This is a genomic window from Neisseria subflava, assembly GCF_005221305.1.
In the GTDB taxonomy this organism is placed as follows: Bacteria; Pseudomonadota; Gammaproteobacteria; order Burkholderiales; family Neisseriaceae; genus Neisseria; species Neisseria subflava.
Genome location: NZ_CP039887.1, coordinates 185,344 through 200,490 on the forward strand (window position 1 = coordinate 185,344; position 15,147 = coordinate 200,490).

General features: G+C 47.1%; 11 protein-coding genes, 2 tRNA genes and 3 rRNA genes. 9 read left to right on the forward strand and 7 right to left on the reverse strand.

From position 1 onward, the window contains the following. The first annotated feature begins 202 nt into the window (after nucleotides 1-202). Nucleotides 203-922, forward strand: coding sequence for a ribonuclease III (rnc, locus tag FAH66_RS00940; protein ID WP_137040250.1), 720 nt, complete (start codon nucleotides 203-205; stop codon nucleotides 920-922). 64 nt (nucleotides 923-986) lie between these two features. Next, on the forward strand, nucleotides 987-1,916 hold the full coding sequence (era, locus tag FAH66_RS00945; protein ID WP_003679342.1) for a GTPase Era: 930 nt from the start codon (nucleotides 987-989) through the stop codon (nucleotides 1,914-1,916). Between the two features lie 56 nt (nucleotides 1,917-1,972). Here era and coaBC read toward each other — a convergent pair whose 3' ends face one another. The 4 genes from coaBC to FAH66_RS00960 form a co-directional block, all read right to left on the reverse strand. After that, nucleotides 1,973-3,151 (reverse strand): bifunctional phosphopantothenoylcysteine decarboxylase/phosphopantothenate--cysteine ligase CoaBC, encoded by a 1,179-nt coding sequence (gene coaBC / locus FAH66_RS00950; protein WP_137040251.1) that lies wholly within the window; start codon nucleotides 3,149-3,151, stop codon nucleotides 1,973-1,975. A 44-nt stretch (nucleotides 3,152-3,195) separates the two neighbouring features. Beyond that, complete coding sequence (locus FAH66_RS00955) at nucleotides 3,196-4,233, reverse strand: hypothetical protein (protein ID WP_244284958.1); 1,038 nt, start codon at nucleotides 4,231-4,233, stop codon at nucleotides 3,196-3,198. Continuing rightward, nucleotides 4,230-4,424, reverse strand: coding sequence for a hypothetical protein (locus FAH66_RS10945; protein ID WP_244284960.1), 195 nt, complete (start codon nucleotides 4,422-4,424; stop codon nucleotides 4,230-4,232). The genes FAH66_RS00955 and FAH66_RS10945 overlap by 4 nt, the downstream gene beginning before the upstream one ends. 137 nt (nucleotides 4,425-4,561) lie before the next feature. Then, a protein-coding gene (locus FAH66_RS00960; RefSeq protein ID WP_137040253.1) for an IS630 family transposase occupies nucleotides 4,562-5,415 on the reverse strand; the annotation gives its coding sequence in 2 pieces (ribosomal slippage) (nucleotides 4,562-5,100 and nucleotides 5,100-5,415; 855 coding nt in all). A 437-nt stretch (nucleotides 5,416-5,852) separates the two neighbouring features. Between FAH66_RS00960 and FAH66_RS00965 the strand changes: the two genes are divergently transcribed. From FAH66_RS00965 to FAH66_RS00995, 7 genes are all read left to right on the forward strand, one after another. After that, nucleotides 5,853-7,393: ribosomal RNA gene (locus tag FAH66_RS00965) — 16S ribosomal RNA — on the forward strand. Between the two features lie 105 nt (nucleotides 7,394-7,498). Then, a tRNA-Ile gene (locus tag FAH66_RS00970) sits at nucleotides 7,499-7,575 on the forward strand. Between the two features lie 5 nt (nucleotides 7,576-7,580). Continuing rightward, nucleotides 7,581-7,656, forward strand: a tRNA-Ala gene (locus FAH66_RS00975). A 348-nt stretch (nucleotides 7,657-8,004) separates the two neighbouring features. Beyond that, a 23S ribosomal RNA gene (locus tag FAH66_RS00980) occupies nucleotides 8,005-10,893 on the forward strand. 95 nt (nucleotides 10,894-10,988) lie between these two features. Further along, nucleotides 10,989-11,102: ribosomal RNA gene (rrf, locus tag FAH66_RS00985) — 5S ribosomal RNA — on the forward strand. The 16S, 23S and 5S rRNA genes sit together here with 2 tRNA genes alongside, the layout of an rRNA operon. A gap of 385 nt (nucleotides 11,103-11,487) precedes the next feature. Continuing rightward, nucleotides 11,488-11,775, forward strand: coding sequence for a ComEA family DNA-binding protein (locus FAH66_RS00990; protein ID WP_137040255.1), 288 nt, complete (start codon nucleotides 11,488-11,490; stop codon nucleotides 11,773-11,775). A 264-nt stretch (nucleotides 11,776-12,039) separates the two neighbouring features. After that, entirely contained in the window at nucleotides 12,040-12,453 is a 414-nt protein-coding gene (locus tag FAH66_RS00995; RefSeq protein ID WP_070747509.1) for a type IV pilin protein, read from the forward strand. A gap of 76 nt (nucleotides 12,454-12,529) precedes the next feature. Here FAH66_RS00995 and FAH66_RS01000 read toward each other — a convergent pair whose 3' ends face one another. The 3 genes from FAH66_RS01000 to FAH66_RS01010 are packed head-to-tail and all read right to left on the reverse strand — an operon-like array spanning nucleotide 12,530 to nucleotide 15,062. Next, nucleotides 12,530-13,354, reverse strand: coding sequence for an undecaprenyl-diphosphate phosphatase (locus FAH66_RS01000; protein WP_137040257.1), 825 nt, complete (start codon nucleotides 13,352-13,354; stop codon nucleotides 12,530-12,532). Nucleotides 13,355-13,398: 44 nt separating this feature from the next. Further along, the gene (locus FAH66_RS01005) at nucleotides 13,399-14,040 is read right to left on the reverse strand and encodes a thiol:disulfide interchange protein DsbA/DsbL (RefSeq protein ID WP_137040259.1); all 642 of its coding nucleotides are present in this window, start codon (nucleotides 14,038-14,040) and stop codon (nucleotides 13,399-13,401) included. An 11-nt stretch (nucleotides 14,041-14,051) separates the two neighbouring features. Next, on the reverse strand, nucleotides 14,052-15,062 hold the full coding sequence (locus FAH66_RS01010) for an SPOR domain-containing protein (protein ID WP_137040261.1): 1,011 nt from the start codon (nucleotides 15,060-15,062) through the stop codon (nucleotides 14,052-14,054). Nucleotides 15,063-15,147: the final 85 nt, after the last annotated feature.

Sequence of the window (15,147 nt, forward strand, 5' to 3'; positions counted from 1 at the left end):
CCGCACGGATGTGTGCAGGGGCGGTTTGATGGTACAATGTCGGCAAGTGCCGTCAGGTTTGAACATGACGGCTTTTGATTGTTTATCGGCTTGAGGGACGCAAGAAACAATGAGCCAAAATAAAAAAGTTGCCGGTGTAGCCTTTTTATTTTGTTTCACTGCGGATGAGGCGTGCTTTCCGGCTGTTTTTTGAAAGTATGGAATGAAACCTGATTTGCTCAAACAGCAGGCGCATCGAGCGATTCAAAAGCGTCTGGGCTATGAGTTCCGCAATATGGAGCTGCTTCAGCAGGCTTTGACCCACCGCAGCTACAATGCCAAACACAATGAGCGTTTTGAATTTGTCGGCGATTCGATTTTGAACTATTCCGTGGCGCGGATGTTGTTTGACGCTTTTCCGAAATTGTCGGAAGGCGAGTTGTCGCGGATGCGCGCGGCTTTGGTGAATGAAGGTGTATTGGCTGAAATCGCGTTGGAAATGAATGTCGGCGACGGTTTGTATTTGGGTGCCGGCGAGTTGAAGAGCGGCGGTTTCAGACGGCCTTCGATTTTGGCCGATGCGATGGAGGCGATGTTTGCGGCGGTCAGTTTTGACGCGGATTTTTCTGCGGCGGAAAAAGTGGTTTGCCATTTGTTTGCGGAACGCGTGAAACGTGCGGATTTGAATATCGGCAAGAAAGACAGTAAAACCGCTTTGCAGGAAGCCTTGCAGGCACGCCGCTTTGCCCTGCCGAAATACCGAATCGAAGAGCAGGCGGAGCAAACGGCTGATGCGATGTTTGTGATTTCCTGTGATTTGGGCGAACTCGGTTTCATCTGTAACGCACGCGGCAGCAGTCGGAAAGTAGCCGAGCAAAAAGCGGCATGTGAAGCCTTAGAATGGTTGGAACAGAAGTTTCCTTTGAAAAAATCTAAAAAATAATACTTCAGACGGCCTTTGAGAAAATGCAAAGGCCGTCTGAAACAATCAAGAAAGTCATATATAAATGGATATCGAAACCTTTTTGCAAAACGAGTCGCAACACCCGACGGATTATCGTTGCGGCTTTGTGGCCATCGTGGGTCGTCCTAATGTCGGCAAATCCACGCTGATGAACCATTTAATCGGTCAGAAAATCAGTATTACCAGTAAAAAAGCACAAACCACGCGCAACCGTGTAACAGGTATTTACACCGACGACACGGCGCAATTTGTGTTTGTCGATACGCCGGGTTTTCAAACCAATCACCGCAATGCTTTGAATGACCGACTTAATCAAAACGTAACCGAAGCGTTGAGCGGCGTGGACGTAGTGGTTTTTGTGGTGGAAGCCATGCGCTTTACCGATGCCGACCGCGTGGTACTGAAGCAGTTGCCTAAGCATACGCCTGTGGTATTGGTGGTCAATAAAATTGATAAAGACAAAGCCAAAGACAAATTTGCGCTTGAGGCGTTTATCAATGAAGTGCGCCAAGAGTTTGAATTTACTGCCAGCGAGGCAGTCAGCGCGAAACATGGCCTGCGTATTGCCAATCTGTTGGAACTGCTCAAGCCTTATCTGCCGGAAAGTATCCCGATGTATCCGGAAGATATGGTCACGGACAAATCCAGCCGATTCCTGGCGATGGAAATTGTGCGTGAAAAACTGTTCCGCTATTTGGGCGAAGAGCTGCCGTATGCGATGAATGTTGAAGTGGAGCAGTTTGAGGAAGAGGAAAGCGGACTGTTCCGTATTTATATCGCTGTGTTGGTCGATAAAGACAGCCAAAAGGCGATTTTAATTGGCAAGGGTGGGGAGAAATTGAAGAAAATTTCTACTGAAGCCCGCCTTGATATGGAAAAATTATTTGATACCAAAGTCTTTTTGAAGATTTGGGTGAAAGTGAAATCCGGTTGGGCAGACGATATTCGTTTCCTGCGCGAATTGGGTTTGTAATTTGATGTGTTTGAACAAAGGCCGTCTGAAAAATTTTCAGACGGCCTTTTGTTTGATCAAGCCAACAATTCAGCCAAACGTTTGACGATTTCATTTGCTGCTTGGCGTTTGGATGTTTCCGGAAATGAGGTTTCGGCAAGGTCATCAATAATGGTGATTTGATTGGTTGGCTTACCCATGGAAACAGAAACTTGGTTAGCCACCAGCATTGGAACGTTTTTGCGCAAACGTTTCGCCCGTGCAAATTCTAAAACCTGATGGCTTTCGGCAGCAAAGCCGACGCAGAATGGTGGAGAAGGCAAGGCGGCAACGGATGCGAGAATATCCGGATTTTCCGTCAGTTCGATAACTGGGGGCTGATTACCGTTTTTCTTCAGTTTCTCGTTGCTGCTGTTTTTGACTTTATAGTCTGCAACGGCTGCAACGGAAATAAAGACATCCTGTTCATGGATATGGCGGTGAACTGCCTGATACATGGCTTCTGCGCTGACAGCTTGTTCGGAATGAGCCAAGCCTGCTGGCAAGGCCGTCTGAATTTGACCGTAAATCAGCGTGACTTTCGCTCCGGCAGCACGGCACGCGCGCACTAAAGCCATGCCCATTTGTCCGCTGGAAATATTGGTAATGCCGCGGACAGGATCAATGGCTTCAAACGTTGCGCCGGCTGTAATCAGAACTTTTTTGCCGCTCAGTAGCTTGGGTGTCCATAAATCTTCTAGCAAATCTGCCAGATCGACCGCTTCGACCATTCTACCTGTACCTGTTTCACCGCAAGCCTGTTCGCCACTGTTTGGGTAAAACACGGTAATGCCGTCTGAAACCAGTTGCTCAATATTGCGCAGGTTGGCAGGGTTGTTCCACATTTCGACATTCATTGCAGGTGCAACGGCCAAAGGACATTTTCTAGCTGCCACCAAGTTGGTCAGTAGATTATCAGCTAATCCGTTGGCAATTTTGGCAATCGTATTGGCAGTGGCTGGCGCAATAAGAAATGCGTCAGCTTCACGCGTCAGATTGATGTGCGCCATGCCATTATTGGAAGCACCTGAATAGGTATCCGATAAAACAGGGTTGCCAGTTAAAGCTTGGAAAGTCAGTGGGGAGACAAATTCTGTCGCAGAATCCGTCATCACTACTGATACAGAATGTCCTTGCTTTTTCAGCAGCCTGACCAGTTCACAAGATTTATACGCCGCAATACCGCCGGTAATGCCGAGGAGAATGTGTTTGCTCATAAATAACGAGTTCATTAAATGAGATATATAGGAATCAAATCAAATTATATTTGTTCGATGTTGATTCTGGCCAGTTTTGCTTTAATCGCATTACCATATCTCTTCGGCAAAAATGCTGAAACCGCTCCGTTTTTTACTTCAGTCACATAACTGCAGACTTTAAATTCAGGAACAACATTGAGCGAGTAGTCCGGATTGACCAAAGGCGAAGCACTGGAGTACAGCGTCCATTTTGCCAGGCTGCCGTCTTCACAATCAGTCGTTGCGTTAAAGCTGGTAACCCCTTCGCTGAAAGCGATTTGATAATTAGGGTAAAACTCGCCGGGAATTTCGTGTGCATTACAGAAATCAAATAATCTGTCATGTGCGAACAGATTCTGACGGATATAGGCCCACAATTCTTTTTCTAGAAAATCTTGGTCGGCAAAATGTCTGGAAGGGTAGCCCTCGTCGACAAAGTTCTGAATCCTTTCATGCATATCTGGGACTGCACCCGCTTTAGCGCCCCACATACCTGCAAGAATTAGGGCGGTATGCGAGCCTGAGTCGCGAATAGTGTGGAATAGGGTGCCACTTTTTATCCATTCGGATACGGCCGCTGCATCACGATAACAAATAATAGAGTCTGCATCACGGAAAATAACGTATTCAACCTCAGGATCATTAATGGCAAGAAAGCGCCACATCGTACCCGGCCAGTTGTCCAATGGAGCGCCAACTTTAATTACTTCTGCTCCGTTATTTCTAAATCGTTGAATAGCTTCAGCCGATACAGAATCGTCGACATAAAAACGACATGTCCAACCGGGGAAAAGCACAGGTGCAAGCTGGGTATTTAAGACGGCAGGCTCAATATATTTGGAATTATTGCCAAATAAAGAAAAGGAGATAATCCGTTTGCCGTTTTTTGGAGCCGGTATCGGAATGATTTCATGCTCTAGGTCTGGAATAGCTTTATCTTTTAGGGCCAAAGCCTGATGACCGTAAAACCCGGTTTTTTCCCAATTATCTAGAGCGCCATAAGCGTGCGCAAGTAAATCCAAAGCAGGAATATAGGTACTATCCAGCTCTGGCGTTTTCATTTCAGCCTCAATGGCTTTTCACATTTCAATTGCTTCAGATAGGCATAAGCAACTTTATGATGAAATTCTGCAGATTGCGGATTGAGAAGGCAAAGAATCTCGGCACGTTTTAGCGCTTCCTCGTAATTTTCCTCTTCGATAAAAGAGTGATATGCTTGTTCAAATTTTTGTTGAATCTTTTCGTCACTCATAATAGGGACTATTCTAGAATTTATGATTGTTTTATTGGAGAAAGTAGAGATTGTAAGAGTAGATGGGACTAAAGCGCCAGTAATATAGAGATATAGAGTGTTGAATGTGGCAATTAAGAGTAAAGCCACAGGGCTATTTATAGTAAATTAAAATCAAAATAGGACATTATCGCATCGTCAAATCGGGCGTAATCAGACAATACGGTTCGCAGATACCGCTTAATATCCGCCCACACCTTCTCAATCGGGTTGAGCTCAGGTGAATAAGGTGCAAGAGGCAATACCTTATGTCCCAATTTTTCCGCCATTTCCCGTAAGACACCCATACGGTGAAATCGTGCATTATCTAAAATAATCACCGATTTTTGAGTCAATGCGGGCAGTAGGCATTGCTGAAACCACGCTTCAAAAAAGACTCCGGTCATCGTATTTTGATAAACCATCGGAGCAATCAGCCGGTTGTCGACTTGTGCGGACACCAGAGATAAGCGTTGGTATCTTTTTCCACTTATCTGCGCTTTCACTATTTGCCCTTTCAGGCTGCGGGCATAGGGGCGGAACAGGTAGCGGTCAAATCCTGTTTCATCCAAATAAACACGTTGGTAGTCGGAAAATTCGGCCGGCTGTGTCAAATAATGCGTTACTTTGGCCGGGTCTTGTTCTTTGTAAGTGGTGGTCTTTTTTTACGCGTCATCCCCATCTGTTTGAGCGCATAGCAAACGGCGGCTGCCGTACAATCAAAATGTTTGGCGATTTCATGCAGATAGGCATCCTGGTGTTGCCCAACATATTGAGCCAGTTTTTGCCTATCCAATTTGACGGCATTTAGACCGGTAACTTGATGTTTTAGGCTGCCTGTTTGTTTTTTAAGGCGAATCCACAGGTAAAGCGTGTTTCTTGACAAGTTAAACGTTGCTGCGGTTTGGCTGATGTTTTTACATTGTTCGTAATAGTTTAAAGCTTTGTTTCTTAAGTCCGCAGAGTATGCTATGGTTAGATCTTCAAAGTTGAGTATTGTACCATTTTATTTTTAATTGACTATATCTTTAGATATCTGTTTTATCTATCGAACGATAAAATCCAATAAATTTTAAATTATTTAAATACAGATAGTTGTGAAAAATTTTTAATTTTTTTTGAGATTGGGTGTTGACTGGTTTTGTTGTGAGGCGTATAGTTCGGTTCTTCGCTGCTGACGCGGTGAAGAAAACGAAGCAGACAGTATAACACAGCTGGTTGAAATTTTCGATAATTTTAATTGACATTTGCTAAATGTACTGTATAATTCGATTTGCTCTTTAAAAAACAGATTACCGATAAGTGTGAGTGCATTAGGCCTCACACTGTTTGAAAGACAGACAAGATGATGTTTTAGACATTGTCCTGTCGGTTTCTTTGAAGCAGACCAGAAGTTATAAGTTAGAGATTGAACATAAGAGTTTGATCCTGGCTCAGATTGAACGCTGGCGGCATGCTTTACACATGCAAGTCGGACGGCAGCACAGAGAAGCTTGCTTCTTGGGTGGCGAGTGGCGAACGGGTGAGTAATATATCGGAACGTACCGAGTAATGGGGGATAACTAATCGAAAGATTAGCTAATACCGCATATTCTCTGAGGAGGAAAGCAGGGGACCTTCGGGCCTTGCGTTATTCGAGCGGCCGATATCTGATTAGCTAGTTGGTGGGGTAAAGGCCTACCAAGGCGACGATCAGTAGCGGGTCTGAGAGGATGATCCGCCACACTGGGACTGAGACACGGCCCAGACTCCTACGGGAGGCAGCAGTGGGGAATTTTGGACAATGGGCGCAAGCCTGATCCAGCCATGCCGCGTGTCTGAAGAAGGCCTTCGGGTTGTAAAGGACTTTTGTCAGGGAAGAAAAGGATAGGGTTAATACCCCTGTCTGATGACGGTACCTGAAGAATAAGCACCGGCTAACTACGTGCCAGCAGCCGCGGTAATACGTAGGGTGCGAGCGTTAATCGGAATTACTGGGCGTAAAGCGAGCGCAGACGGTTACTTAAGCAGGATGTGAAATCCCCGGGCTCAACCTGGGAACTGCGTTCTGAACTGGGTGACTAGAGTGTGTCAGAGGGAGGTAGAATTCCACGTGTAGCAGTGAAATGCGTAGAGATGTGGAGGAATACCGATGGCGAAGGCAGCCTCCTGGGATAACACTGACGTTCATGCTCGAAAGCGTGGGTAGCAAACAGGATTAGATACCCTGGTAGTCCACGCCCTAAACGATGTCAATTAGCTGTTGGGCAACTTGATTGCTTAGTAGCGTAGCTAACGCGTGAAATTGACCGCCTGGGGAGTACGGTCGCAAGATTAAAACTCAAAGGAATTGACGGGGACCCGCACAAGCGGTGGATGATGTGGATTAATTCGATGCAACGCGAAGAACCTTACCTGGTCTTGACATGTACGGAATCCTCCAGAGACGGAGGAGTGCCTTCGGGAGCCGTAACACAGGTGCTGCATGGCTGTCGTCAGCTCGTGTCGTGAGATGTTGGGTTAAGTCCCGCAACGAGCGCAACCCTTGTCATTAGTTGCCATCATTTAGTTGGGCACTCTAATGAGACTGCCGGTGACAAGCCGGAGGAAGGTGGGGATGACGTCAAGTCCTCATGGCCCTTATGACCAGGGCTTCACACGTCATACAATGGTCGGTACAGAGGGTAGCCAAGCCGCGAGGTGGAGCCAATCTCACAAAACCGATCGTAGTCCGGATTGCACTCTGCAACTCGAGTGCATGAAGTCGGAATCGCTAGTAATCGCAGGTCAGCATACTGCGGTGAATACGTTCCCGGGTCTTGTACACACCGCCCGTCACACCATGGGAGTGGGGGATACCAGAAGTAGGTAGGGTAACCGCAAGGAGCCCGCTTACCACGGTATGCTTCATGACTGGGGTGAAGTCGTAACAAGGTAGCCGTAGGGGAACCTGCGGCTGGATCACCTCCTTTCTAGAGAAAGAGGAGGTCTGATGCATTCACACTTATCGGTAAACTGTAAAAGATGCGGAAGAGAAAAGCTTGAGTGAAGACAAGATTCGCTTAAGAAGAGAATCCGGGTTTGTAGCTCAGCTGGTTAGAGCACACGCTTGATAAGCGTGGGGTCGGAGGTTCAAGTCCTCCCAGACCCACCAAGAACGGGGGCATAGCTCAGTTGGTAGAGCACCTGCTTTGCAAGCAGGGGGTCATCGGTTCGATCCCGTTTGCCTCCACCAAGAACTTTACAAATCAAAGGAAGCCTGCTATACTTAGCAGCTTATTTTGATTTGCGAAGTGAAATATCGACGCATCGATCTTTAACAAATTGGAAAGCCGAAATCAACAAACAAAGACAATGAGTTTGTTTTGATTTTTTGTTCTTTGCAAAGGATAAAAAATCTCTCGCAAGAGAAAAGAAAACAAACACAGTATTTGGGTGATGATTGTATCGACTTAATCCTGAAACACAAAAGGCAGGATTAAGACACAACAAAGCAGTAAGCTTTATCAAAGTAGGAATTTCAAGTTTGCTTCCCTAGTCAACGGGTAGGTAAACGAAGTCAAAGAGGTTCTTGAAATGATAGAGTCAAGTGAATAAGTGCATCAGGTGGATGCCTTGGCGATGATAGGCGACGAAGGACGTGTAAGCCTGCGAAAAGCGCGGGGGAGCTGGCAATAAAGCTATGATCCCGCGATGTCCGAATGGGGAAACCCACCTCTTAGGAGGTATCCTTATCTGAATACATAGGATAAGCGAAGCGAACCCGGAGAACTGAACCATCTAAGTACCCGGAGGAAAAGAAATCAACCGAGATTCCGCAAGTAGTGGCGAGCGAACGCGGAGGAGCCTGTACGTGATAACTGTCGAGATAGAAGAACAAGCTGGGAAGCTTGACCATAGTGGGTGATAGTCCCGTATTCGAAATCTCAATAGTGGTACTAAGCGTACGAAAAGTAGGGCGGGACACGTGAAATCCTGTCTGAATATGGGGGGACCATCCTCCAAGGCTAAATACTCATCATCGACCGATAGTGAACCAGTACCGTGAGGGAAAGGCGAAAAGAACCCCGGGAGGGGAGTGAAATAGAACCTGAAACCTGATGCATACAAACAGTGGGAGCACCCTTGTGGTGTGACTGCGTACCTTTTGTATAATGGGTCAACGACTTACATTCAGTAGCGAGCTTAACCGAATAGGGGAGGCGTAGGGAAACCGAGTCTTAATAGGGCGAACAGTTGCTGGGTGTAGACCCGAAACCGAGTGATCTATCCATGGCCAGGTTGAAGGTGCCGTAACAGGTACTGGAGGACCGAACCCACGCATGTTGCAAAATGCGGGGATGAGCTGTGGATAGGGGTGAAAGGCTAAACAAACTCGGAGATAGCTGGTTCTCCCCGAAAACTATTTAGGTAGTGCCTCGAGCAAGACACTGATGGGGGTAAAGCACTGTTATGGCTAGGGGGTTATTGCAACTTACCAACCCATGGCAAACTAAGAATACCATCAAGTGGTTCCTCGGGAGACAGACAGCGGGTGCTAACGTCCGTTGTCAAGAGGGAAACAACCCAGACCGCCAGCTAAGGTCCCAAATGATAGATTAAGTGGTAAACGAAGTGGGAAGGCCCAGACAGCCAGGATGTTGGCTTAGAAGCAGCCATCATTTAAAGAAAGCGTAATAGCTCACTGGTCGAGTCGTCCTGCGCGGAAGATGTAACGGGGCTCAAATCTATAACCGAAGCTGCGGATGCCAGTTTACTGGCATGGTAGGGGAGCGTTCTGTAGGCCGATGAAGGTGCATTGTAAAGTGTGCTGGAGGTATCAGAAGTGCGAATGTTGACATGAGTAGCGATAAAGCGGGTGAAAAGCCCGCTCGCCGAAAGCCCAAGGTTTCCTACGCAACGTTCATCGGCGTAGGGTGAGTCGGCCCCTAAGGCGAGGCAGAAATGCGTAGTCGATGGGAAACAGGTTAATATTCCTGTACTTGATTCAAATGCGATGTGGGGACGGAGAAGGTTAGGTTAGCAAGCTGTTGGAATAGCTTGTTTAAGCCGGTAGGTGGAAGACTTAGGCAAATCCGGGTCTTCTTAACACCGAGAAGTGATGACGAGTGTCTACGGACATGAAGTAACCGATACCACGCTTCCAGGAAAAGCCACTAAGCTTCAGTTTGAATCGAACCGTACCGCAAACCGACACAGGTGGGCAGGATGAGAATTCTAAGGCGCTTGAGAGAACTCAGGAGAAGGAACTCGGCAAATTGATACCGTAACTTCGGGAGAAGGTATGCCCTCTAAGGTTAAGGACTTGCTCCGTAAGCCCTGGAGGGTCGCAGAGAATAGGTGGCTGCGACTGTTTATTAAAAACACAGCACTCTGCTAACACGAAAGTGGACGTATAGGGTGTGACGCCTGCCCGGTGCTGGAAGGTTAATTGAAGATGTGCAAGCATCGGATCGAAGCCCCAGTAAACGGCGGCCGTAACTATAACGGTCCTAAGGTAGCGAAATTCCTTGTCGGGTAAGTTCCGACCCGCACGAATGGCGTAACGATGGCCACACTGTCTCCTCCTGAGACTCAGCGAAGTTGAAGTGGTTGTGAAGATGCAATCTACCCGCTGCTAGACGGAAAGACCCCGTGAACCTTTACTGTAGCTTTGCATTGGACTTTGAAGTCACTTGTGTAGGATAGGTGGGAGGCTTTGAAGCAGAGACGCCAGTCTCTGTGGAGCCGTCCTTGAAATACCACCCTGGTGTCTTTGAGGTTCTAACCCAGACCCGTAATCCGGGTCGGGGACCGTGCATGGTAGGCAGTTTGACTGGGGCGGTCTCCTCCCAAAGAGTAACGGAGGAGTTCGAAGGTTACCTAGGTCCGGTCGGAAATCGGACTGATAGTGCAATGGCAAAAGGTAGCTTAACTGCGAGACCGACAAGTCGAGCAGGTGCGAAAGCAGGACATAGTGATCCGGTGGTTCTGTATGGAAGGGCCATCGCTCAACGGATAAAAGGTACTCCGGGGATAACAGGCTGATTCCGCCCAAGAGTTCATATCGACGGCGGAGTTTGGCACCTCGATGTCGGCTCATCACATCCTGGGGCTGTAGTCGGTCCCAAGGGTATGGCTGTTCGCCATTTAAAGTGGTACGTGAGCTGGGTTTAAAACGTCGTGAGACAGTTTGGTCCCTATCTGCAGTGGGCGTTGGAAGTTTGACGGGGGCTGCTCCTAGTACGAGAGGACCGGAGTGGACGAACCTCTGGTGTACCGGTTGTAACGCCAGTTGCATAGCCGGGTAGCTAAGTTCGGAAGAGATAAGCGCTGAAAGCATCTAAGCGCGAAACTCGCCTGAAGATGAGACTTCCCTTGTGGTTTAACCACACTAAAGAGTCGTTCGAGACCAGGACGTTGATAGGTGGGGTGTGGAAGCGCGGTAACGCGTGAAGCTAACCCATACTAATTGCTCGTGAGGCTTGACTCTATCATTTGAAGAACTTCAAAAGATAAAAGCTTACTGACTGATTCAGTCATCACCAAATAATTGATTAAGGCTTTACCGATTTGTAACAGTTTAAGTTTGGCGGCCATAGCGAGTTGGTCCCACGCCTTCCCATCCCGAACAGGACCGTGAAACGACTCAGCGCCGATGATAGTGTGGTTCTTCCATGTGAAAGTAGGTCACCGCCAAACACCCATTCCGAAGCCCCCGACTGATGTCGGGGGCTTTTTACATACCTGTCGGTTCTATCGGTTTGGCGATAGGTGATGGGGTAAGGGTGCAAGAATATTGATGAATCGATACCCATCCCGATACTTATTGAGTGTTCGTGCATGCTTGTTGTTTAAATTAAAGGATGACAACTCTGTTGTTATTCTTGAACAAAAGTACCGAAAGTTACGGTTAACTATTTAGAATATTTGAAATCAAACGGTATTTGCGTTAATATGTCGTAAGCATTTATGTAGTATGGGCTGTTGCTCTATCCGTATATGTGACAGTGTTTACAGAGTGGAATAAAACCATTCGGTAGACTTCCTGACTGATTCAATCAAATATGTTATGGGAAAAAATCTGATGAAGAAATTTTTATTTGGTGCGTTTGCCGCCGTCTGTACGGCGTTCTCTTTGGCTGCCGTGAACATCAATACCGCGTCTTCTGCCGAACTGGAGGCCTTGCCGGGTATCGGCCCGGCTAAGGCGAAATCGATTGTGGAATACCGTCAGAAGAACGGTGCGTTCAAATCGGTGGAGGAGCTGAAAAACGTGAAGGGCATCGGTGATGCGGTGCTGAACAAGTTGAAGGCGGAGGCGACGGTTTCTTCTGCCGCGCCTAAGGCCGCACAGCCTGCCGTGAAAAAATAACCTGACGGTTAACTGCCGTATACGCCGCCCTGATGCCGAACCGTTTGCCGGTTCGGGCTGACGGGCGGCTTTGTATGGGGCCGGGAATGAAGACCTGGACAAATGGAGACTTTACATTGAGTAAAGGGATAAATGGATAGCCTCTTGTCGGATGAGGATATAAAAGATAAAGGAAATAAAGAGATGTACTTAAATGTATTTGATGGAAAACGGAATAGGGCAACTGTGCAGAGGGGCTACTCTTTGATACAGCTGTTGGTGGTGATGTTGTTGGTTTCGATATTGGCGACGGTGGCATTTACGGCCTACCGGGAATCGGTCCGCTCGGCCAACCTGCGTGCGGCGCATGCCGCCCTGCTGGAAAATGCGCGCTTTATGGAGCAGTTCTATACGAAAAAGGGCAGCTTTAAGCTGACGTCGACGAAGTGGCCGGAGCTGCCGGTGAAGGAGGCGGGTGGTTTCTGCATCAGGATGAGCGGTCAGGCTAAGGGGATCTTGGAGGGGAAGTTTACTCTGAAGGCGGTGGCGTTGGACAGGGAGGCGGAGCCGAGGGTATTACGCTTGAACGAGTCGCTGACGGCGGTGGTGTGCGAGAAGATGAAGGGGAAGGGCAGCTGTATGGACGGCGAGGAGATATTTAGGGGCAATGATGCGGAGTGTCGGCCTTTTACGGGGTAGAAACCTGATCGAAAGGGAGGATGCGGATAAAGAAAAAGGACGTGCTCAGGCACGTCCTTTGGTGAATGAAGATGGATTATTCGCTCCAGCTGACCCAGCCCAGCATCCAAGTAAGGAGAATCAGACCACCAAATACAATACGGTAGTAGGCAAAAGGCACATAGTTTTTACTGGAGACAAATTTCAGCAAAGCTTTTACTGCCAATAAACCGGCGATAAATGCTGCGATAAAGCCGATGGCAATTTGTCCGACATCTTGCAAGGTAAAGAGTTTGTAGTTTTTTAAGATGTCATAACCTGTGGCTGCAATCATCATTGGTACGGCAAGGAAGAAGGAGAATTCGGTAGCTGTTTTACGTTCCAGCCCCCACAACATACCGCCCATGATGGTACTGCCTGAACGTGATGTACCAGGGATAAGGGCACAAATTTGGGCGCATCCTACAACAAATGCGTCGATTGGGCGCATATCATCTACATGATTGACTTTGGGTTTGGCTGTTGTTTGGCGTTTTTCAACCCATAAAATGAAGAAACCACCTAGTACCAGCATGGTAGCAACGGTAATTGGGTTGAAAAGGTGTAATTTAATTTGTTTGCTGAACAATAGACCCACAATCGCGGCAGGTATGAAGGCAATAAATAAATTCAGTACAAAGCGATTGGCTGTTCGTTCTTTACCCAATCCTTTTATGATATGGGTAAATCGTTGGCGGTATTCGAATACGACGGCTAATACTGCACCGAGTTGGATAGCAATTTCAAATACTTTTCCGTTGCTTTGAAAGTTCATTAAGTCACCGAATACAATTAAGTGACCGGTACTGGAAATAGGGAGAAACTCAGTTAAACCTTCGATGATACCGAGAATAAGTGTTTTAAATAAAATCAGAATGTCCATAAGTTTTCAGACGGCCTTGAGGCCGTCTTTCTTTTGTTGAATAGTTAAAGTGGTTTTGAGGATTGTTCGCGGAGGACTTTGACGATGAGCTCGTCTATGGTTTTCATGCCGGCTTTCCAATCGGTACCGTTGAAATTGACTTTGTATTTACCACCGACGATGACAGTTGGTGTGTTTTCAATTCGATAAGTTTCCGTCAATTGCTGCATTTTTGCAGCAGCTGATGCGGCAGCAGGACTGTTGTAGGTTTGAAGCAGTTTTTTACTGTCAAAACTCGTCTGTTTACCCACCCATGATCGGAATACATTGGTATCGGCCAGGTTGATTTTTTGTTCGTAAACTGCTTTGAAGATGACTGGATTAGCTTGATATTTCAAACCTGAAAGATTAACGGCTGCGGCAACCTTGGCCAAACCCAACATTTCAGGCATCCAAACGACGTGCTCCGTCCGTAAGGAAACATCTTTAGCAAAGGTTTTACTGTGTTGCAACAAAACCGGATCGAGATGGTAACAATGGACGCAGAAGTAGCCGAAAAACTCAAGCACTTCAATTTTGCCGGCTTGTTGCTGCGGGATAGGGCGACTGAGGACAGTATAGTCCACGCCCTCGGTAGCAGCCTGAGCACTCAGACTGAGCAGGCTCAGGCCGAGTGCGGCAATGGTTTGTTTTATACTCTGCTTCATCAGTGATTCCATTATTTGGTAGAACGAATCAAGCTGTTGATATTATGGCCTTGCAGGTTTTTTTGCAGTTTTACAGCGGCTTCCTGCGGCATAGTGTTACTTTGAACTCGGTAAATGGTTTTGTCGCCGTTTTGCGATTCAACCACTCTTGAAGAAACACCTAAAATAGCCAATTTTGCACGTTGTGAGTCTGCGCTGGAGCGGTCTGCATATGAACCAAGTTGCAGGAATGCTTTTTTACCGCTGTTAGCAGCTGTTTCGGCTTTTTCTGCTGACTGTTTACTTACAGCGTTGCTGCTTTCTTTTGTTGCAGAGGCATTTGCTGCTTTACGTGCTTTTTCGATGCTGCCGCTGTTGAGGATTTGCTCAGGTGTCGGCTTGTTTTGTTTCTTGGCTTCGGCCGCTTTTTTCTCGGCCAGTTTGCGCTCGGCACGCTCTTTTTGTTTGGCTGTCAGCTGGTCGGCTGCTTTTTTGTCTTTGGCAGCTTTATTGGCAGCTTCATTTTCTGCTTTGGCTTTTTCTGCGCGTTTTTTCTCTAACTCGGCTTTTTTCTCGGCCAGTTTTTTCTTAGTAGCTTCTTTTTCTGCTTCAGCTTTCGCAGCTTTTTCCTTAGCTTCGCGTTCGGCTTTATCAGCAGCAGCTTGCTCTGTTTTTTCTTTGGCTGCTTGTTCGGCTTTTTCCTGAGCTTCTTTTTCTGCTTGAGCTTTTTCTTCAGCTTCTTTGGCAGCCTTTTCAGCCTCTTCTTTAGCTTTGGCTTCTTTCTCTGCCGCTTCTTTTTCTGCTTTGGCTTTTTCTTCATCTGCTTGGGTAGATGAAGTGTCGGTAGCTGGGCGTTTCTCTGCTTTGTCCTGAGGTTTCAGGATTTCAGGTTCTTCGCTTTGTTTAGGCTGAGTCAGCTCTTTGAAAACGTTTTGCTTGCCTTGGTTCAAGAAGAACAAAATACTGGCAATAATACCTGTTGCCAGTATCAGGCCGAAAAAGAAACCGGCCAAGCCTTTGCCATATTGTGTAGATTTTTTCATGACTTACCTTGTAATAATGTGTTCAGACGGTCTGAAAGGAGACTGTCTGAGTTTGGATTCGATATTTTATCAATAACCGTTATAG